General features: G+C 50.9%; 12 protein-coding genes. 4 read left to right on the top strand and 8 right to left on the bottom strand.

All coding sequences use genetic code 11. The features are described 5' to 3' along the window. Positions 1–17 precede the first annotated feature (17 nt). The 7 genes from csb2 to uvrD form a co-directional block, all read right to left on the bottom strand. Positions 18–1,538, bottom strand: a complete 1,521-nt coding sequence (gene csb2, locus EKO24_RS05365; protein WP_127026844.1) for a type I-G CRISPR-associated protein Csb2 — start codon at positions 1,536–1,538, stop codon at positions 18–20. Positions 1,539–1,541: 3 nt separating this feature from the next. Beyond that, positions 1,542–2,540 (bottom strand): type I-G CRISPR-associated RAMP protein Csb1/Cas7g, encoded by a 999-nt coding sequence (cas7g, locus tag EKO24_RS05360; protein WP_127026843.1) that lies wholly within the window; start codon positions 2,538–2,540, stop codon positions 1,542–1,544. 206 nt (positions 2,541–2,746) lie between these two features. Next, positions 2,747–4,951 carry a type I-G CRISPR-associated protein Cas8g1/Csx17 gene (gene cas8g1 / locus EKO24_RS05355; RefSeq protein ID WP_161990571.1) on the bottom strand — a complete coding sequence of 735 codons (2,205 nt, stop codon included), beginning with the start codon at positions 4,949–4,951 and terminating at the stop codon, positions 2,747–2,749. Positions 4,952–4,964: 13 nt separating this feature from the next. Next, on the bottom strand, positions 4,965–7,310 hold the full coding sequence (cas3g, locus tag EKO24_RS05350; protein ID WP_127026841.1) for a type I-G CRISPR-associated helicase/endonuclease Cas3g: 2,346 nt from the start codon (positions 7,308–7,310) through the stop codon (positions 4,965–4,967). A 267-nt stretch (positions 7,311–7,577) separates the two neighbouring features. Continuing rightward, complete coding sequence (locus tag EKO24_RS05345) at positions 7,578–7,763, bottom strand: hypothetical protein (protein ID WP_127026840.1); 186 nt, start codon at positions 7,761–7,763, stop codon at positions 7,578–7,580. A gap of 120 nt (positions 7,764–7,883) precedes the next feature. Then, complete coding sequence (locus tag EKO24_RS05340; protein ID WP_127026839.1) at positions 7,884–8,861, bottom strand: helix-turn-helix transcriptional regulator; 978 nt, start codon at positions 8,859–8,861, stop codon at positions 7,884–7,886. Between the two features lie 169 nt (positions 8,862–9,030). Next, a complete protein-coding gene (gene uvrD, locus EKO24_RS05335; RefSeq protein ID WP_127026838.1) occupies positions 9,031–11,211 on the bottom strand; it encodes a DNA helicase II in 2,181 nt (726 codons plus the stop codon). A 136-nt stretch (positions 11,212–11,347) separates the two neighbouring features. Between uvrD and EKO24_RS05330 the strand changes: the two genes are divergently transcribed. After that, the gene (locus EKO24_RS05330) at positions 11,348–11,611 is read left to right on the top strand and encodes a YgaP family membrane protein (RefSeq protein ID WP_127026837.1); all 264 of its coding nucleotides are present in this window, start codon (positions 11,348–11,350) and stop codon (positions 11,609–11,611) included. A gap of 53 nt (positions 11,612–11,664) precedes the next feature. On the opposite strand, the gene EKO24_RS05325 is transcribed toward EKO24_RS05330, so the two are convergent. Next, the gene (locus EKO24_RS05325) at positions 11,665–12,102 is read right to left on the bottom strand and encodes an FxsA family protein (RefSeq protein ID WP_127026836.1); all 438 of its coding nucleotides are present in this window, start codon (positions 12,100–12,102) and stop codon (positions 11,665–11,667) included. A gap of 87 nt (positions 12,103–12,189) precedes the next feature. Here EKO24_RS05325 and cutA point away from each other — a divergent pair, with 87 nt between their 5' ends. The 3 genes from cutA to EKO24_RS05310 are packed head-to-tail and all read left to right on the top strand — an operon-like array spanning position 12,190 to position 15,247. Beyond that, entirely contained in the window at positions 12,190–12,528 is a 339-nt protein-coding gene (gene cutA / locus EKO24_RS05320) for a divalent-cation tolerance protein CutA (protein WP_127026835.1), read from the top strand. Then, a complete protein-coding gene (locus EKO24_RS05315; protein ID WP_127026834.1) occupies positions 12,510–14,735 on the top strand; it encodes a protein-disulfide reductase DsbD in 2,226 nt (741 codons plus the stop codon). The genes cutA and EKO24_RS05315 overlap by 19 nt, the downstream gene beginning before the upstream one ends. Beyond that, positions 14,732–15,247, top strand: a complete 516-nt coding sequence (locus EKO24_RS05310) for a TlpA family protein disulfide reductase (RefSeq protein WP_127026833.1) — start codon at positions 14,732–14,734, stop codon at positions 15,245–15,247. Before EKO24_RS05315 ends, EKO24_RS05310 begins: the two co-directional genes overlap by 4 nt. Positions 15,248–15,428 lie beyond the last annotated feature (181 nt).

Below are 15,428 nucleotides of genomic sequence, written 5' to 3'. Positions count from 1 at the left end.
AAAATCCTTAAATGCTGTTAAACACCGGTGTCACACGGTTCGAACAAACCTAAACCAAAATGGCAGCCGAAGCCCAAAGCCACTGGGACCTCCTCCACAGTCTGGGCAAAAGTTATTTGCCAAAACGAACCGCGGGTATCCGGTTGCGTTAAGCCTTTTTTGTTTCTAAAGCGATGAAAGTCAATCGGGCGTAATTCACGGCCGTAAGGTTTGATAAACGGCAAGGCTTGAATTTCAATCGGTTCCGGCAGATTGCGCTCGCGGCATTCCCGGCGAATTTGCGCCGAAACGTCAAAGTTCTTCTTGCAATGCCAAGGATGCAGGTAGGGTGTTAGCGATTGCCAGACAGCAGCTGTTTTTAAAAGCGGCGTTACAGTTATGAAATCTTCTTGTTTACCGATATGCTCCAGAATGAGCTGCCACTCTTGACCGTCGAAGTTTTTAACGGTTTTCAGCTGCTCCAACACTTGCCGCATGGAAGCATCAATGCCGGCCGGTATGTGGATCACTGCATGATCGATCAATCCTTGCGGGTTGGATTCCGGTAAATAAAAAGCATGTCGATGGCGGTTTTCAGGGCTTAAACCGTGTCCAGACAGTAAAGGCGGAAGCGCATTTTCGCCCAGCAAGCGCTTAGCCTTACCCATTACTGCTCGGCGCAAATGCTCGGCAAAACGAATGCCATCGACGTTGCGCATCAAAGGCTTGCCGTAAATCGCATAGCGCACTGTAGTGGATGGCAGGATTGGCCGTGATTTAGGCCGGCCGGCAACGCTGCTGCGCAAAGCCTGGACCGGACGCTGATAAAGCTGTTTTTTAGCCGACGGCGGCGCGCTCCAGCCTGCGGCTTGCAGGTCGGCGGTATCGAGACTTAAAGCATCCAACCAGTTTTGCTTTAAGGTTGCGTTGATTTGCGCCAATTCTTTTTTCGGTAGCCGGCGAGCTTCCAGTCCTTGATGGAAATGACGGTAAAAATTGGTGTATTCAGATGGCGTCAAAGGAACGTACAAATGCACCGGCTCGCTGCTTATTTCGCCGGTCTCGGGGTCGATAACCGTTTCTCCCGGACGGCAATTCAATTCGCCGTTCCATTCGAGCAGCCTTTTGGCCTCGATCCAGGATTCGGCCCGTCCCAAATAGCCCAATACGCTCAACAATTCGTCCAGCAACACTAACTGGTCATCCGCCAGAACCAGCTCCGGCCAATGCACGATCAACTCATCATCGGAACTGACGCGGGCAAAAGCATCGAAAATCAACGTGGATTTCTGCCGGTTGGGCATGTAATGCCGGGTATGGGCATGAACGGCCTCCGGCAAACGGTAATGCGGCGCTTGTTTGGCAAGTTCGGCCAGTAACTCTTCCAGCATTTCACGCGGGAAGCGTTGCCTGTCCAGCTTTCTGTGCCAAGCGGCGATCAAGGCCCTGCTTATACGCCAGAGATCGGGCGGCCAAGCGACATCGGCCTCGTTGACATGCCGTCCCCAAGACGTAGCATGATACCGTCCGCCGGGAAAGGTTAGCGATAAAGTCAGCATGGTTTACTCCTCGTTGCTGTCTGCGCCGGCTTTAGGCTTTTTTTCCGCGCCTTTTTCCCATTTCACCACGGTCACACGCGGCTCGGCGAAACGGTTTTCGGCCGCGACAGCGCTTATTAAGCCGGGCAATGCTTGTTCCAGTTGAGTACGTTCGGGCAATACCCAAGCGTCCGGACGAGTCACCGTAAGCTTCCTGGCTTCCAGGTCGCATGCGGTACGCAGGCGCAAGCCTTCGTCCAGGAAACGGCGGATTTTGTAAAGAGCCAGTGTCACCAACAATTGCTCGACGGCTTGCCCCAAACCGAATCCGCGTATTTGCGCCAAGTCGATGTTGAAGTAGGCGGTGATTTTGGGAGCGGTATAGTCGTCGCGAGAATACGGCACGTTGCCAAATCCTTTGGCCGTATCTCCAGAAGGATTGACGTGATCGTTTTTAACGCCACCGCTTTGCGCCAATTTCACGTCCTCAGCTTCAATAAAGGCCGACACGACACGCGGCAAGCGTAAACGGCCACCGGCCAGTTCGCTTTTCGCCAGGAAAATCCCGTGCAATAAAGCGTTGGTATCGTATTTCAGCACTACTGATGCAAGTTTGCGGATGTCTACCGGGCCCTCGCTCATGTCCGCCAGTTCTTTTTTAAGCATGTCGAATACTGACTTGTCTTTGCCTTCCAGAATATAAGGAGAGTTAAGCCGATGCGCTTCCAATACCGTGTTGGTCAACGATGCTCCCTGTTTGTCGATGACCTTAACTAGCGGCAAGCCTTTTAATGGAACGACCCAGTCATCGTTGGGCGCATCCCAACAGACAACTTCCAGGCGGTTAGCCAGGCTTTGCGCCGACTCCACCAGCAACAAACGGTTGCCGTTCGGGCCATCGTACACCGCCGCGCCCAAATCGGGAAAGCCGGTCGGTTGGAATCGCGCGCCTTGCAGCGGCTGTAAATCGGCCTCGATCAATAAACGCGGTGCTGTCTGTAAACTTAAAAAATCGATTGTCATATTATGGTTTCCTTAAGTGGTGGTGGATAAATCAGTCGTTTTAATTTTATTTCCTCGTTCCCACGCGCCGCGTGGGAATGCGGTATGGGACGCGCTGCGTCCCACTTCGATATACTCGGCATTTCAGTTTGTTAACCGCAACGCGCGGCGCAGCGCGCCTTGACTGCATTCCCACGCAGCGCGTGGGAACGAGGCAACGAGACAAATCAATCTTTTTGCTTTTGTTGCCGCGTTATGCTCCTCAGTATGGTTGCAAGCTGCCCAAACTCTATTGGGATAACTAATGCCGCTAATAATCTCTGTCCATCGATACCCAACACGCACGGTGGTTGATTGGGAAATGCGGGCAATGCAACCCCGGCATGCCTGAGTTTGTCCCAAGCCAGTTTGACGGCTTTATCGCTCTGATTCGCGGCCAACCCGGCCAAGATTTCCGCGCGGAACGGAAGCTTGCAATCCAGCGGCAAAAAGCCGGTTTTTTGCAGGACTTCATCGGTCGTGAAAAACGGCTTTAATACCACATAAGCACCCGGTAATACGGATTGTGGTTTCCGTTCATGTTGCCCTACTGAGTTTCGAGGAATGTTTTTGATTAAGGCCAAGCCTTGCATTAAATCGCCGATACGCCGGTCGTCGGTGACCGATTCAAGAAATGCGGCGATGTCGCTACAGTCGGCGCCGAAACCAAAACCGAAAGGTTTGTCTTGGTGTTGTAGGCGTTCAGCCGCCAATAACCGGGTCCTTAACAGCGTTACCATGTTGTTTTCAAAAGAACCTTCACTCCACACCGCAATCCGGGAATACTCATCCCATGCCTGTTCCTTGGCTTTTATCGGCGCTAAATGGACGCGCATCGGCAAGCCGTCTTTCTCCGATAATCCGGCTAACGCGCAAGCCAAACGGAATTCAGCGCTTCCATCATCTGCATTTAACGACCAAGCAGGGCTAAGCCATGGAATTGGTCTTCTGATCGCTTCGCGGCCTTTGCCGCTGAGGCTTAAAGCCCGCTGTAATTTACCGAGCAAGATCAGAATCTCCTGAACGGTTTTGGGGTTGCTGCTGCGAGTCAGCTCAAATAAACGGTTCTCCAGTTGATGCACCAGCGACACGATGCGGCCGGGAGCTTCGGCTTTGCGGGCAAAACTGCGTAGATTGTCCAAGAACCGGGCTTTATCCAATTCCTGGATTAAATCGGCGGCAGGATTGCGGCGGGTTTGCATACGCCCCATCGGCGTAGCGAGATAGGCTTTGCCGGAACGCATCATGAAACCGTAGCGTTGAAATTCGCCGATACCGCGATCCACGCCCAAGGCGGCAACGGCGCGGGCAAAATCCAAGCCGTCCTTGGCCGGACGGCGGCCGATTGTGGCACGACCTTCCTGAAACAATGCTTTCAATTCCGCCAGCGTTGCCGGGTTATGCCAAAGCGGCAGCCAGATTTCGGCTCGGGCATTGGCTTCATCCGTTTGTTTGCTCGAACCCGAACCGCCACCGGAATTGCGCACTGTAAACGGATAGCTCAACGCTCCGGCTTTATCCTGCTGGAAACGCCGGGTCGCATTGGCGGCAAACAACAACGCGCCTTCCAGCATCAGTACGAAATCCCAAGGATTGATCAGTGAACTGGATTCAAAGCCTGCCGTGGCATTAGGGCCGCCGGCATTGCCGGGTGAAAACTGGCCGATAGCTGCATCTTTTTGTAAATGAGAAGTCGGTAATTCAAACAACGCCGACAATAGCCATGAGCTAGCGGCTTGATTAGCTATGCCGTCTTTTGCATCGAACAATTGCAATTGCCGCTGCATAAAGTTGTTGGTGAAATCCAGATTGCCGTCATTGCCGCCCGTTCCCAGCAATGGAGGGAAAAAAGTTTTGTCCTGGCTTATTAGTAATGCAGCATCCAGCCAAACTAAAAACGAATCGGGAAAACTGTTCCTGATCATCTGGAGAACAGTATTTTTGTCTTCATTTTTAGGCGATTCCTTGAAGCCGGATTGCGCCAGCATGCGTCGGGATTGTTCAAGTAATCGGCGATATTCGGCAAGACGCGGAGCTTCGCTGTTGAGTAAAGCTTCAACGGTACGAGTCGCTTCCGTGGGCTGGTTGCGAATGCCGCTTTTCTGTTTTTTTCCAGTCGCAGGATCGATGTCCTTTGACTTGCTTTCCTGGTAATAAAAGCCGCTGCCGCCATTCCATGGCGCGATAATCGGCGTGGGCCGGTACTCTTCCAGAAAAAATTGCTGCAACGCCTGTTCATCCAAGCTGCTGTTCAGAACAAAGCCTTCGTTACGCCAACAGCCTTTGGCATCCGGGTCTTTTTGTTCCGCAACCAGACGCAAAATGCCCAGCGCTTTTAAATAATGAGCCAACGGCGTAGGAGAGCAGCCTTTTAATAAAATGGTTTGTGTCATCGTGTACCGTCCGTTATTTTTGTTCTTGATCCGATGCTCGCCAGTCGGCGATGCGCACCAATGTTTCATACCAGCTCAATAGAAATGGGCCGTGCTCCACCAATAAGCGTTGGGTGCGGGTTGTCCAGGATGCGCCCATTGCACTTTCGCCTAATTCCATGACATCCAGTTGCAGCGCGGTTTCCGGCAGCACCACGCTGCCGACTTGCAACGGCGGTAAACAATCGCCTTCATGAACGCCGCGAGCAAAACGCCGGCCTTGCTTGGCCGGCGGCTCATCGGGCATCGCGCGTAAACTCATGCGGACTTTGCCGTGGTGGGCGGCGATCAGGTAAGCGATTAGGTCGTGAGACGGCAGCTTTTCGCCCTGCGCCAACCAAGCCAGCATCGAGGCTAATTCATGGCGGAAATAGCGGCGACTGTGGAAACCTTGCGAGGAAGATTTTGCCCAGAGTTGTTTGTCATCCAATCCGGTATTTTTAATCATGGTTTCCTGAAAAACCGGATGGGATTTGCCGACATCATGCCACGCAGCAGCCGTACCAATCGCGGCGGTATTTTCATCGCTGTCCAGTTTAAGATTTTGAATCAAGCTTTGTGCGACTTCGGCAACATGAACAAGATGCTCTTCCAATAAAATTGGCCGCGTTTTTCGGCTATCCGCATCGCCTTGATAACTATCTGCAACATCATCGACAGGTAACAGCGGCTCAACCGCTGTTTTGCTATCTGCGATAAAACCCAGCGTGGCGTCATAGCCGCCGTTTTCGCAGCGCAGCAATAAGGTCATGCCCGGATAAACGCTATCTTTATTAACTGCTTTCCAGTTTTCGCTGAGACCGTCCCAAACATAGGCTTTTTGTTTGTCTTTGCCCAGATAGGCTTTGATTTGGCTAATGGAAACCGGGCATAACTCGGTATGGCCGGGCTGGGTTTGCTCGGGTTTACTGTCTTGAAAATCGCGCCAGAACACGCGCAGTTGAGGCAAACCTTCGTCGCGGATAAACAGCGAAATATCGCTATCGAAACCGGTCAAGTCGGCATCGGTATTGAACAAATCCAGAAAATCCTTACGCCGCAAAATAGGGCTGATGGCTTGTTCGGATTCGACCGGCGGCAGTCCTGACGGTGCGGCGTTAGTTAAGTTGCGCAAAATGTCGCGGCTTTGCTCTATGTCCCGATAGGCGTAAGGCAGTGCCGATTTGTCGTCGTCAATATCCAGCCAGAAAATATCCGCGCCTTGTTCATATTCCCCGGCGCGGTTGCAGCGGCCGAAACGCTGCACCAGCGATGCCCAAGGCGCCAGCTCAGTAAATAAAATTCGCGAGGAAATATCGACGCCGGCTTCCACCGCTTGGGTGGCGACAATAATCCGCCCTGCTCCCTCCGGCTTATTTTGAATGGCAAAGTTGAGTTGGCGGCGCTCTGCTGCGCGAAAGCGGGCGTGAACCAATAACAGTTCGATAGCCGTTTTTTGTTTTTGCAGCAGTTGCATCAAACCTTGGGCGCGCTCGACGCTATTAAGGATGACCAGCGTATTGCTTTCAGGTTGATGCGTTTCAAGGATTTGGTCAACCAAAGCCGCAAGATAGGTTTTACAAACGTTCTTTTTGCTTTCCGCATTTAACGCCGCCTTGCCTTGTTGCAGTCTTTTAATCGCCTGAAAGCGTTTTTGCACGGCGGGCAACTGTTTTTCCTGCTCGGCAAGTTGCAAGGTATCGGCATTGACAAGATGTTCGGCAAAATCAACGGTATTGAGCCATTGCCGGTTCAGCGTTGCGGAAACCCATAGCGTTCGTGTGTTGCCGTGAGTTTTAAATTGGCGGCGAAACGCTTCCAGTTGCGCCGATGTACCCAATCCTGCCCCCATCAACTGCACTTCGTCGAATACCCATAACGCATCGTTATGCAGCAACGCGAAATGCACCGGCCATTGATAACGGCTCATGCCGTAACCGCGCATCAAGGCTCTCGAAAGCAACATGTCCTGGGTGCCGATCAGAATGGCGTTTTGTTCGGGATGCAAGGTCCAGGATTTTAGGTCTTGCTCACCGCCCATCAACAGATGTATGGGGATATTCGCCGTATCGCCGCCTAAATTATCGAGCCAACAGCGAATATTTGCCTCGGTTTGCTCCGCCAATACCCGCATCGGCAGGCAATAAACCAGACGGCGCGGCGTGTTTGAATCCTGCAAAACGGTACGCTTGTATAACCAAGCCAGCACGACCGCCGCCGTTTTGCCCAAACCGGTCGGGATCTCCAGGAAATCGGGCCAAGGTCGGCTGCCTAACGTTTCCTGATAGGGGTAAGTCGTTTCAAATTTGGTCGCCTGTTTGAAAAAGTCGTTGTAATCCATCGCGTTTTCCGCCGTTTTATTTATTGTTGGGGTGTTTTAACACAGCCGGTGCCTCAAACTATGAGCGTCTAGTATTTCCGATGAAAAAAAATTTAAAGAGGCCGTGGCATCGGTGGATGCCACGGAAAAATAGATAAAGACATTTCAAGCAAAAGTTTCTGCCTATGCTTCAATGAGGCCAAAGAATCTCAACTACTCTCGTAATTCTTTGGAAAGAATCAAAAATCAATTTATTCGCTAACTTTTACATAGCTATTTTCATTGATTTTAGAGTTCGACTTTGTTTTTTCCTTTAATGATCTTTGCAGAAAAATTCATCGAAATAGAGTACATAGCACCATCCGTTTTTTCAGAACTATCGTTTTTCTTACAATATCTAGCAAGGTCACCAAGTGGAAATATTAGCCGCTGTATCAATTGCCATATTTTCACTACATTGGTTAACTCGTTCATATTCAGGCTCCTATTTTGAAATGTCAAAAATAATGTATGCTTGTTGTGTTAGTTAATCAATTAAAATTTTCTTCCTATAAAGCTATAAATTTAAAAAACGTCTTTCTCTAATTTTTACGCTCATCTATCTCCATAAATTTTACCCATTGCCGCAACCTGCTCCCTAACCGCCTCAACCAAAAACCCAGGCGCAACCACCTCCACTTCGGAACCATGCTTGAGAATATCCATCAACAATTCCCGATGATCATTAAAAGGAATGCTGAGTTGATAGCGGCCGTCATCGAGCCATTGGCTTTGCTGCTCGGGATGCCAATTTTCATCTGAAACCCAACGACTTCGACTGGCGCTGAATTTGAGCACGGCCAAATGCTTGGCGCTGCCGCTGAAAATGCCGTATGAGCTTGCAAAATGCTGTTGCAGTTGTTCGGTATCAATAAGGTCGGAGCTTTGGTCCAGCTCTAAAACCGAGACGATTCTGTCGATGGCGAAACTGCGCAATTGTCCGCGCAAGTGGCACCAAGCATCCATGTACCAGTTGTCGCGGTAGCGCACCAAGGTTTGCGGGGATATGTCGCGTTGGCTGTGTTGGTTATCGCCACGGGCGTGGTAGCCGATTCGCAGACGTTTGCCGTTGAACAGCGCGGCAGCGACTTTGAGAAAAATATTGTCGTCGCTGCGGCGGTTGGCTTGATTGAGGATTTTGATTTTATCAAAATCCGGCTTGGCAACGCCGTTGTTAAGCCGCAATAATTTTTCCAACCGATTTTGCAACTGGACTATGTCGTCTTGCAGGATGCCGGCGCTGACATTGGCAAGCAGGTGTTGGCAAGCCAGCAAGGCTTGCAGTTCCTGGGCGTTGAACCAGAGTCCGGGCAGTTCGTACGGGTGTTGGGCGTGATCATGATCGTAGTAGAAGCCGTTCCGGTTTTTATCGTAAACAATCGGCGCATCCAGCATTTCCCGCATGTATTTGATGATGCGGTCGCGGGTGGCTCTTGAGCATTCCAGCTTTTCTTGCAGCGCTTTGCCGGTAATCGGCGTTCTGCGGTCGCGCAAGGTGTTGTGGAGTTTGAATATTTTATCGATATGCTGCATGGTTGGTAAACTTATAAAAGAGTAAACTGCGAGTTAGACCTTCCAGGTTTTACGACTGCCATGGATGGCGGAAGTGCTGGAGGCGCCGGGAGCGGCTCCAGTAAAAACCTGGAAGGTCTGCTTAGCAGCGACCCGATATAGGGCTTACATTATCAGGCTACAGCGGCTATTACAACGCATCCAACTGCGCATAAGCCAATATCAACCACTTTAGCCCAACCTGCCTGAAGTTGATCTGCACCCGTTCCTGCGCGCCCTCTCCTTCCATCTGCAACACCACGCCTTCGCCGAATTTGGCATGGCTGACGCGTTGCCCCAGTTTGTATTTGCCTTCCGTCTGCAATGATTGCGCTTTCGGTTGCACGGATGTGACCGGACGCGCCACGGTCGCGCGCATCCTGACTTCTTGGATATGCTCCGCCGGAATCTCGCGCAAAAAACGCGACGGCCTCGGATAGCTTTCCCGGCCATATAAACGCCGGGATTCGGCATAGGTCAGGTACAAGCGCTGCATTGCGCGGGTGATGCCGACATAACAAAGCCTGCGTTCTTCTTCGAGCCGTCCGACGTCATCGACGGATTGTTGCGACGGGAACAGGCCTTCTTCCATGCCGACTAAAAATACTTGCTTAAACTCCAGGCCTTTGGCAGAGTGCAGGGTCATAAGCTGCACGCAATCGTCGAAATCGTCGCCTTGCAGTTCGCCGGCTTCCAATGCCGCATGGGCCAGGAATATATCCAGCTCGTCGAGGTTTTCATCCATTTCCTGGTCGCCGATTGCAGTCGCATCGAACAGCCGAGCCGCGTTGACCAGCTCTTCGAGGTTTTCCACTTTCTCTTCGCCTTTGTCGACCTCCTTGTCTTTTTGATAAAGCTCTATCAGGCCGCTTTTTTCAACGACCAGTTTGACCTTTTCATAAAGCTCAAGGCCTTCCGCCTCTGCGTCAAACCGCTTGATCAATTCTAAAAAGCCGATCAGCGCGTTGGTCGCCCTGGCCGACAAGGTGCGCTGATTAATGAATACAATCGCCGCCGCCCATAAAGACAAGCCTTGATCGCGGGCGATGGTGCGAATATCGTCGATGGTTTTTGTGCCGATGCCTCGGGTCGGGGTATTGATGACCCGCTCGAACGACGCGTCGTCATTACGGTTGGACATCAGCCGCAAATAGGCCAACGCATTCTTGATTTCCACCCGCTCGAAAAAGCGCAAGCCGCCGTAAACCCGGTAAGGCGTGCCGGTGGTCATCAATCTTTCTTCAAACTGGCGCGACTGGGCGTTGGACCGGTACAAGATGGCGACGTCGCTACGCATGCCGCCTTCGTTGACCCAAGCCTTGATCCGGTCGACGACAAAATGCGCTTCGTCCTGTTCGTTGAATGCGGCGTACAGGGAAATCAATTCGCCGTCGCCGGAGTCGGTCCACAGCTCCTTGCCCATGCGGCCGTCGTTGACGCTGATAACTTTGTTCGCGGCTTTCAGGATATTGCCGGTCGAACGGTAATTTTGTTCCAGTTTGATGACTTGATGATTCGGGTAATGTTTTTGAAAGCTGTAGATATTTTCGATTTTCGCGCCGCGCCAGCCGTAAATCGACTGATCGTCATCGCCGACCACAAAAATATTGTCCCTATCCTGGGTCAACAGCCGCAGCCATGCATATTGTATGGTGTTGGTATCCTGGAACTCGTCGACATGAACCTGCCTGAAACGCTGTTGGTAAAACTCCAGTACATCGGGATTGTCGCGCAGCAATTCATGCGCCCGGAGCAGCAACTCGGCAAAATCCACCAAGCCGGAGCGGTCGCAAAGCTCTTCATACGCTTTATATATAGTCAGCATTTGCCGCTGGTAGAGATCGCCGGTCTCCATCATGTGCCGCGCCCTGATGCCTTCGTCTTTTTGCGCATTGATAAACCATTGCGCTTGGCGCGGCGGCCACTTGTCCGCATCCAGATTTAGCGACGCCAGCAGGCGTTTGATCACCCGCAACTGGTCGCCTGAATCCATGACCTGAAAAGTTTCCGGCAATTTGGCCTGCTTGGCATGGCGTCGTAACAGCCGATGCGCGATACCGTGAAACGTCCCTATCCACATGGATTGTGCCGACGTATTCAGCAAATCTTCAATCCGGCTGCGCATTTCCTTGGCGGCTTTATTGGTAAAAGTGACGGCCAAGATACTGTGGGCCGACACGCCTTCGACCTGAATCTGCCAGGCGATGCGATGGACTAATACGCGGGTCTTGCCGCTACCGGCGCCGGCCAGAACCAGCATCGCCTGGGAAGGCGCGGAAACGGCCTGACGCTGGGCGTCATTGAGGGGATCTATGATTGACGTGACATCCATTACCTAAAGCACCTACTGTTGATATTTTTTCGCTTGCACATTTTTCGAAGCTGTGTATATTGCATGAGGTTCGATGATGACTGACTGAACCGTTGTTTTATTACGATAATAATAAATATACCCAGAGGATTTTGAGATGAGTTTTGATTTTAAACGTATGCTTAAATTTGAACACAATGTTGGCGAAAAAGAAAAGAAGTACCGTTTATACGGGGGCGTGGCGCTTCTGGTGATTTCACTTTTCGTACCAGGCGGTGAAGTTCTTCTACTGTTACTGGGATTGGTTCTTACGGCAACCGGCTATTCAGGCTGGTGCCCGGTATATTCCGGACTTAACAAAAATACCTGCGAAACCGAAGGCAGCGCCGAAGAAAGCGCTCCTTCTTCCGAGGAAGGTTAAGCCGCTAAGGCACAGGACTAACCCCCGGTTGCGTCTTGTGCCTATATACGGTTTTATTCCTCTTTACTAAACTCACCTTCCAGCACGTTATTTTCAGCTTCTTTTCTTTGCTGAAAATGCGCTCCGGCCTGAACAAGATAATGTTCAATCACATACTGGGCAATTTTTCTGCGGAATTGCGGAATTAAACAGGCAAAACCGATTATATCGGTAATAAAGCCCGGCGTTAGCAATAACGCGCCTCCGACCAAGATAATAGGACCCTCAACCATTTCGTAAGCGGGAACCTCGCCTCGAGCCAAACTTTCCTGAAAACGCTGAAACGTCGCAAAACCTTGTTGTTTTAAAAGCCATGCACCTAATACCGCGGTAAATACCACCAGCAAAATAGTCGGGAACGCGCCAATAACTCCCCCGACCTGGATCAGCAAATAGATTTCCACAAACGGGATAATCAGCACAACCAGAAATAGTATTTGAAAAATTTTCATTAAAAGAACTCTTTTGATAATCGTCGTTGTTACAATATAAAGACAATTGCGGTCAATTTCTAGGATAATATCCGACCCTTCGTTTTTATGACCCGTAACATGCCGGCCGACTATCAAATAATCTTCTGTACTTGCCCCGATAAAGACAGCGCGGAAAAAATAGCCCGGTTATTGGTTACAGACAATAAGGCCGCCTGCGTCAACATTTTGCCCGGCATCACTTCTATTTACGCGTGGAAGGGGCAAATTGAATCGGCCCAGGAACACCTGCTGTTGATCAAAGCGCATAAGGATCACTACCAGGCTATCGAACAAACCTTGCGCGGCCATCATCCTTACGAAGTCCCTGAAATAATTGCCGTGTCTATTGAGCGCGGCCTACCTGAATACCTGCATTGGATAGATTCATGCCACTCTTCAAAATAATCTTTCTCTGCCTGCTGGCTCTTATTAGCCAATCGGCCGTTGCACTAAACGTTGAGGAACCACTGTCTCCGGACCAAGCCTTCAAAGTTTCCGCAAAAGCACTGGCCGCCGATCGGATTGAAATTTCCTGGGACATAGCCCAAGGCTATTATCTTTACCGCGATAAAATACATTTTGAATCTAAAACCGGGCAAATCAGCTTAGCAGATCCCGCATTCCCGGCCGGCCAAACCAAGCACGACGAAAATTTCGGCGATGTGGTTATTTACCGCAATACTCTGAACGTACCGCTTGCTATAAACGCTGAAAACGGCGCCTCATCTTTGCAACTGCTGGTTAAATATCACGGCTGCGCCGATCGGGGAATTTGCTATCCGCCGCAAAAAGCCAGCTTCGACCTGGCGTTACCGACGCCCGTAGCCAAGATCGATCCCATCAAACAATTGATAAAAGGCGCCCAAGATTTAAAACTTAATTTATTTGAAGACGCCTTGCTACAACCCGACCAAGCTTTCGAATTCTTTGCTTCGGTCAAAGACGACCATACCCTGCGCGTTAACTGGCATATTGCAGAAGGCTATTACCTTTACCGGGAAAAAGTTCAGCTTGAATTGATCGATGCCGGCGGCGTAAAACTTGGCAGTTACGATATTCCTCATGGCACGCCCAAACAGGACGAAGCTTTCGGCCAAGTCGAGACTTTCCACAACGAATTGGCCTTTGACGTACCGGTTCTACGCTCCGATCTGTCGGCGCAAACGGTTACCTTACAGGCAAAGTATCAAGGCTGTGCCGACCGCGGCGTTTGTTATCCGCCGATGAGCAAAAAAATCGATCTGCCGCTACCGATAGCTCAACAAGCCACAGCAGAGCAGCCTGCCGCGCCGGAACTTTCCGAACAGGATCAAATCGTACAATCCTTGCATAAGGACAGCTTCCCGATAACCCTGCTCAGCTTTTTCGGGTTCGGATTATTGCTGTCGCTGACTCCGTGCATTTTCCCGATGATTCCGATTTTATCCGGCATTATCGTCGGTCACGGTAACCGGATTACCACCATCCGGGCCTTTATGCTGTCATTCAGTTACGTGCTGGCCTCGGCGCTGACTTATACGGTTTTCGGCATCATCGCCGCATCGTTCGGCAGCAATCTGCAAACGACCTTTCAGCAACCTTGGATTATCGGCCTGTTCAGTGCCGTTTTTGTAGCGCTGTCATTGTCGATGTTCGGTTTTTATCATCTCGAACTGCCTAAATCGCTACAAGTCAAACTGCATAATTCCAGCGAAATACACCGCGACGGCTCGCTCTGGGGCGCAGCTATCATGGGCGCGTTGTCTTCCTTGATTGTCGGCCCCTGTGTTGCCGCACCGCTGGCCGGCGCGTTGATTTATATCGGCCAAACCGGCGATAAAGTATTAGGCGGCAGCGCGCTGTTTGCGTTGGGCATGGGCATGGGCGTACCGTTGCTGTTACTGGGCGCATCCGCCGGAAAATTGCTGCCCAAGGCAGGAAACTGGCTGAATTCGACTAAAGCCGTATTCGGCGTGATCATGCTGGCCGTTGCGGTCTGGATGCTCAGCCGTATTTTGCCGGGCAACGTGATCATGGTGCTCTGGGCGATGCTGCTGGTATTTCCGGCGATTTACCTCAGCGCCGTCGATCCGCTGCCCGAGAACAGTTCCGGCTGGCGTAAACTATGGAAAGGCTTGGGCCTGATGATGCTGTCTTACGGCCTGTTATTGCTGATCGGCTTTAGCCTCGGCAACAGCAATCCGTTAAAACCGCTGCAAGGGCTCGGCATGAGCGCTGTAAGTACTGTGCAAGCTGCCGCGGAACCCGGCATTGCTTTCGAAAGAGTCAGTTCTTTAGCGGCGCTGGAAGCCCGAATCAAGCAAGCCAATGCCAACCATCAACCGGTCATGTTGGATTTTTACGCAGACTGGTGTATCTCATGCAAGGAGATGGAAACTTATACTTTCTCGGATTCTCGCGTTAAGCAGGCGCTTAAAGACTATGTATTGCTGCAAGTCGATGTCACTAATAACTCCGACGACGATAAAGCGCTGCTGGCTAAATTCAACCTGATCGGTCCACCGGCGATTTTATTTTTCGGCCTGGACCATCAAGAAAAACCGGCCTACCGGGTCATCGGTTACCAGGATGGCGAAACTTTCATTAAATCATTGCAACGCATCAAATTATGAAACGTACCGGTTTAATTATTATTGCCGCAATTATTGCGCTAGGTCTTGGCGTAACCGTCCGGCATCTTTTTCCGCCTGCTGAAAAAAGCGCTGCCGGCGCTTTACCCGAATTCAACCTGCCGGACTTGAGCGGCCGTCAACACAATATTTCCGAATGGCAAGGCAAGCTGTTAGTGGTCAACTTCTGGGCAACCTGGTGCCCGCCTTGTCGTAAAGAAATACCGGACTTCATCGACTTGCAACAACAATATGCCGATAAAGGGCTCCAGTTCATTGGCATTGCGTTGGAGGACAAAGAACCGGTTGTCAAATATACCTCTGCAACCGGCATCAATTACCCGATCCTGTTGGGCGGCGATAACGGCATCGCTTTGGCCCAGCAATTAGGCAACAGTGTCGGAGCGGTTCCTTATACGTTGATTGTTAATCAGCAAGGGCAAATCATTTATCGGCATCCGGGCGAACTGTCCAAAGCGCAAATAATGGAAATACTTACCCCACTGCTACGCTAAATTATCAGCCGCCAATAAACCATTGCGGCTGAATAAGATTGCCCGAGTACACCGAATTACATTCATCACAGCACAACTGCATCTTCGGTTTTATTCCCTGTTTTCGTTTGCCGTTGCGAACATCAGTCTCCGTTATAATTCGCCGGATAATGCCTGCTAGTCATTAGTAATTGCCGACAAA

Origin of the sequence: Candidatus Methylobacter oryzae (genome assembly GCF_003994235.2) — a bacterium.
In the GTDB taxonomy this organism is placed as follows: Bacteria; Pseudomonadota; Gammaproteobacteria; order Methylococcales; family Methylomonadaceae; genus Methylobacter_A; species Methylobacter_A oryzae.
This window is presented reverse-complemented; position numbering and strand designations above follow the sequence as displayed.

Bases quoted from the DNA above. Each gene is read 5' to 3' on its own strand.
- cas3g (WP_127026841.1), bottom strand. From the start codon at position 7,310: ATGGATTACAACGACTTTTTCAAACAGGCGACCAAATTTGAAACGACT.
- EKO24_RS05345 (WP_127026840.1), bottom strand. From the start codon at position 7,763: ATGAACGAGTTAACCAATGTAGTGAAAATATGGCAATTGATACAGCGG.
- EKO24_RS05340 (WP_127026839.1), bottom strand. From the start codon at position 8,861: ATGCAGCATATCGATAAAATATTCAAACTCCACAACACCTTGCGCGAC.
- cas8g1 (WP_161990571.1), bottom strand. From the start codon at position 4,951: ATGACACAAACCATTTTATTAAAAGGCTGCTCTCCTACGCCGTTGGCT.
- uvrD (WP_127026838.1), bottom strand. From the start codon at position 11,211: ATGGATGTCACGTCAATCATAGATCCCCTCAATGACGCCCAGCGTCAG.
- cutA (WP_127026835.1), top strand. From the start codon at position 12,190: ATGACCCGTAACATGCCGGCCGACTATCAAATAATCTTCTGTACTTGC.
- EKO24_RS05315 (WP_127026834.1), top strand. From the start codon at position 12,510: ATGCCACTCTTCAAAATAATCTTTCTCTGCCTGCTGGCTCTTATTAGC.
- EKO24_RS05310 (WP_127026833.1), top strand. From the start codon at position 14,732: ATGAAACGTACCGGTTTAATTATTATTGCCGCAATTATTGCGCTAGGT.
- cas7g (WP_127026843.1), bottom strand. From the start codon at position 2,540: ATGACAATCGATTTTTTAAGTTTACAGACAGCACCGCGTTTATTGATC.
- EKO24_RS05325 (WP_127026836.1), bottom strand. From the start codon at position 12,102: ATGAAAATTTTTCAAATACTATTTCTGGTTGTGCTGATTATCCCGTTT.
- csb2 (WP_127026844.1), bottom strand. From the start codon at position 1,538: ATGCTGACTTTATCGCTAACCTTTCCCGGCGGACGGTATCATGCTACG.
- EKO24_RS05330 (WP_127026837.1), top strand. From the start codon at position 11,348: ATGAGTTTTGATTTTAAACGTATGCTTAAATTTGAACACAATGTTGGC.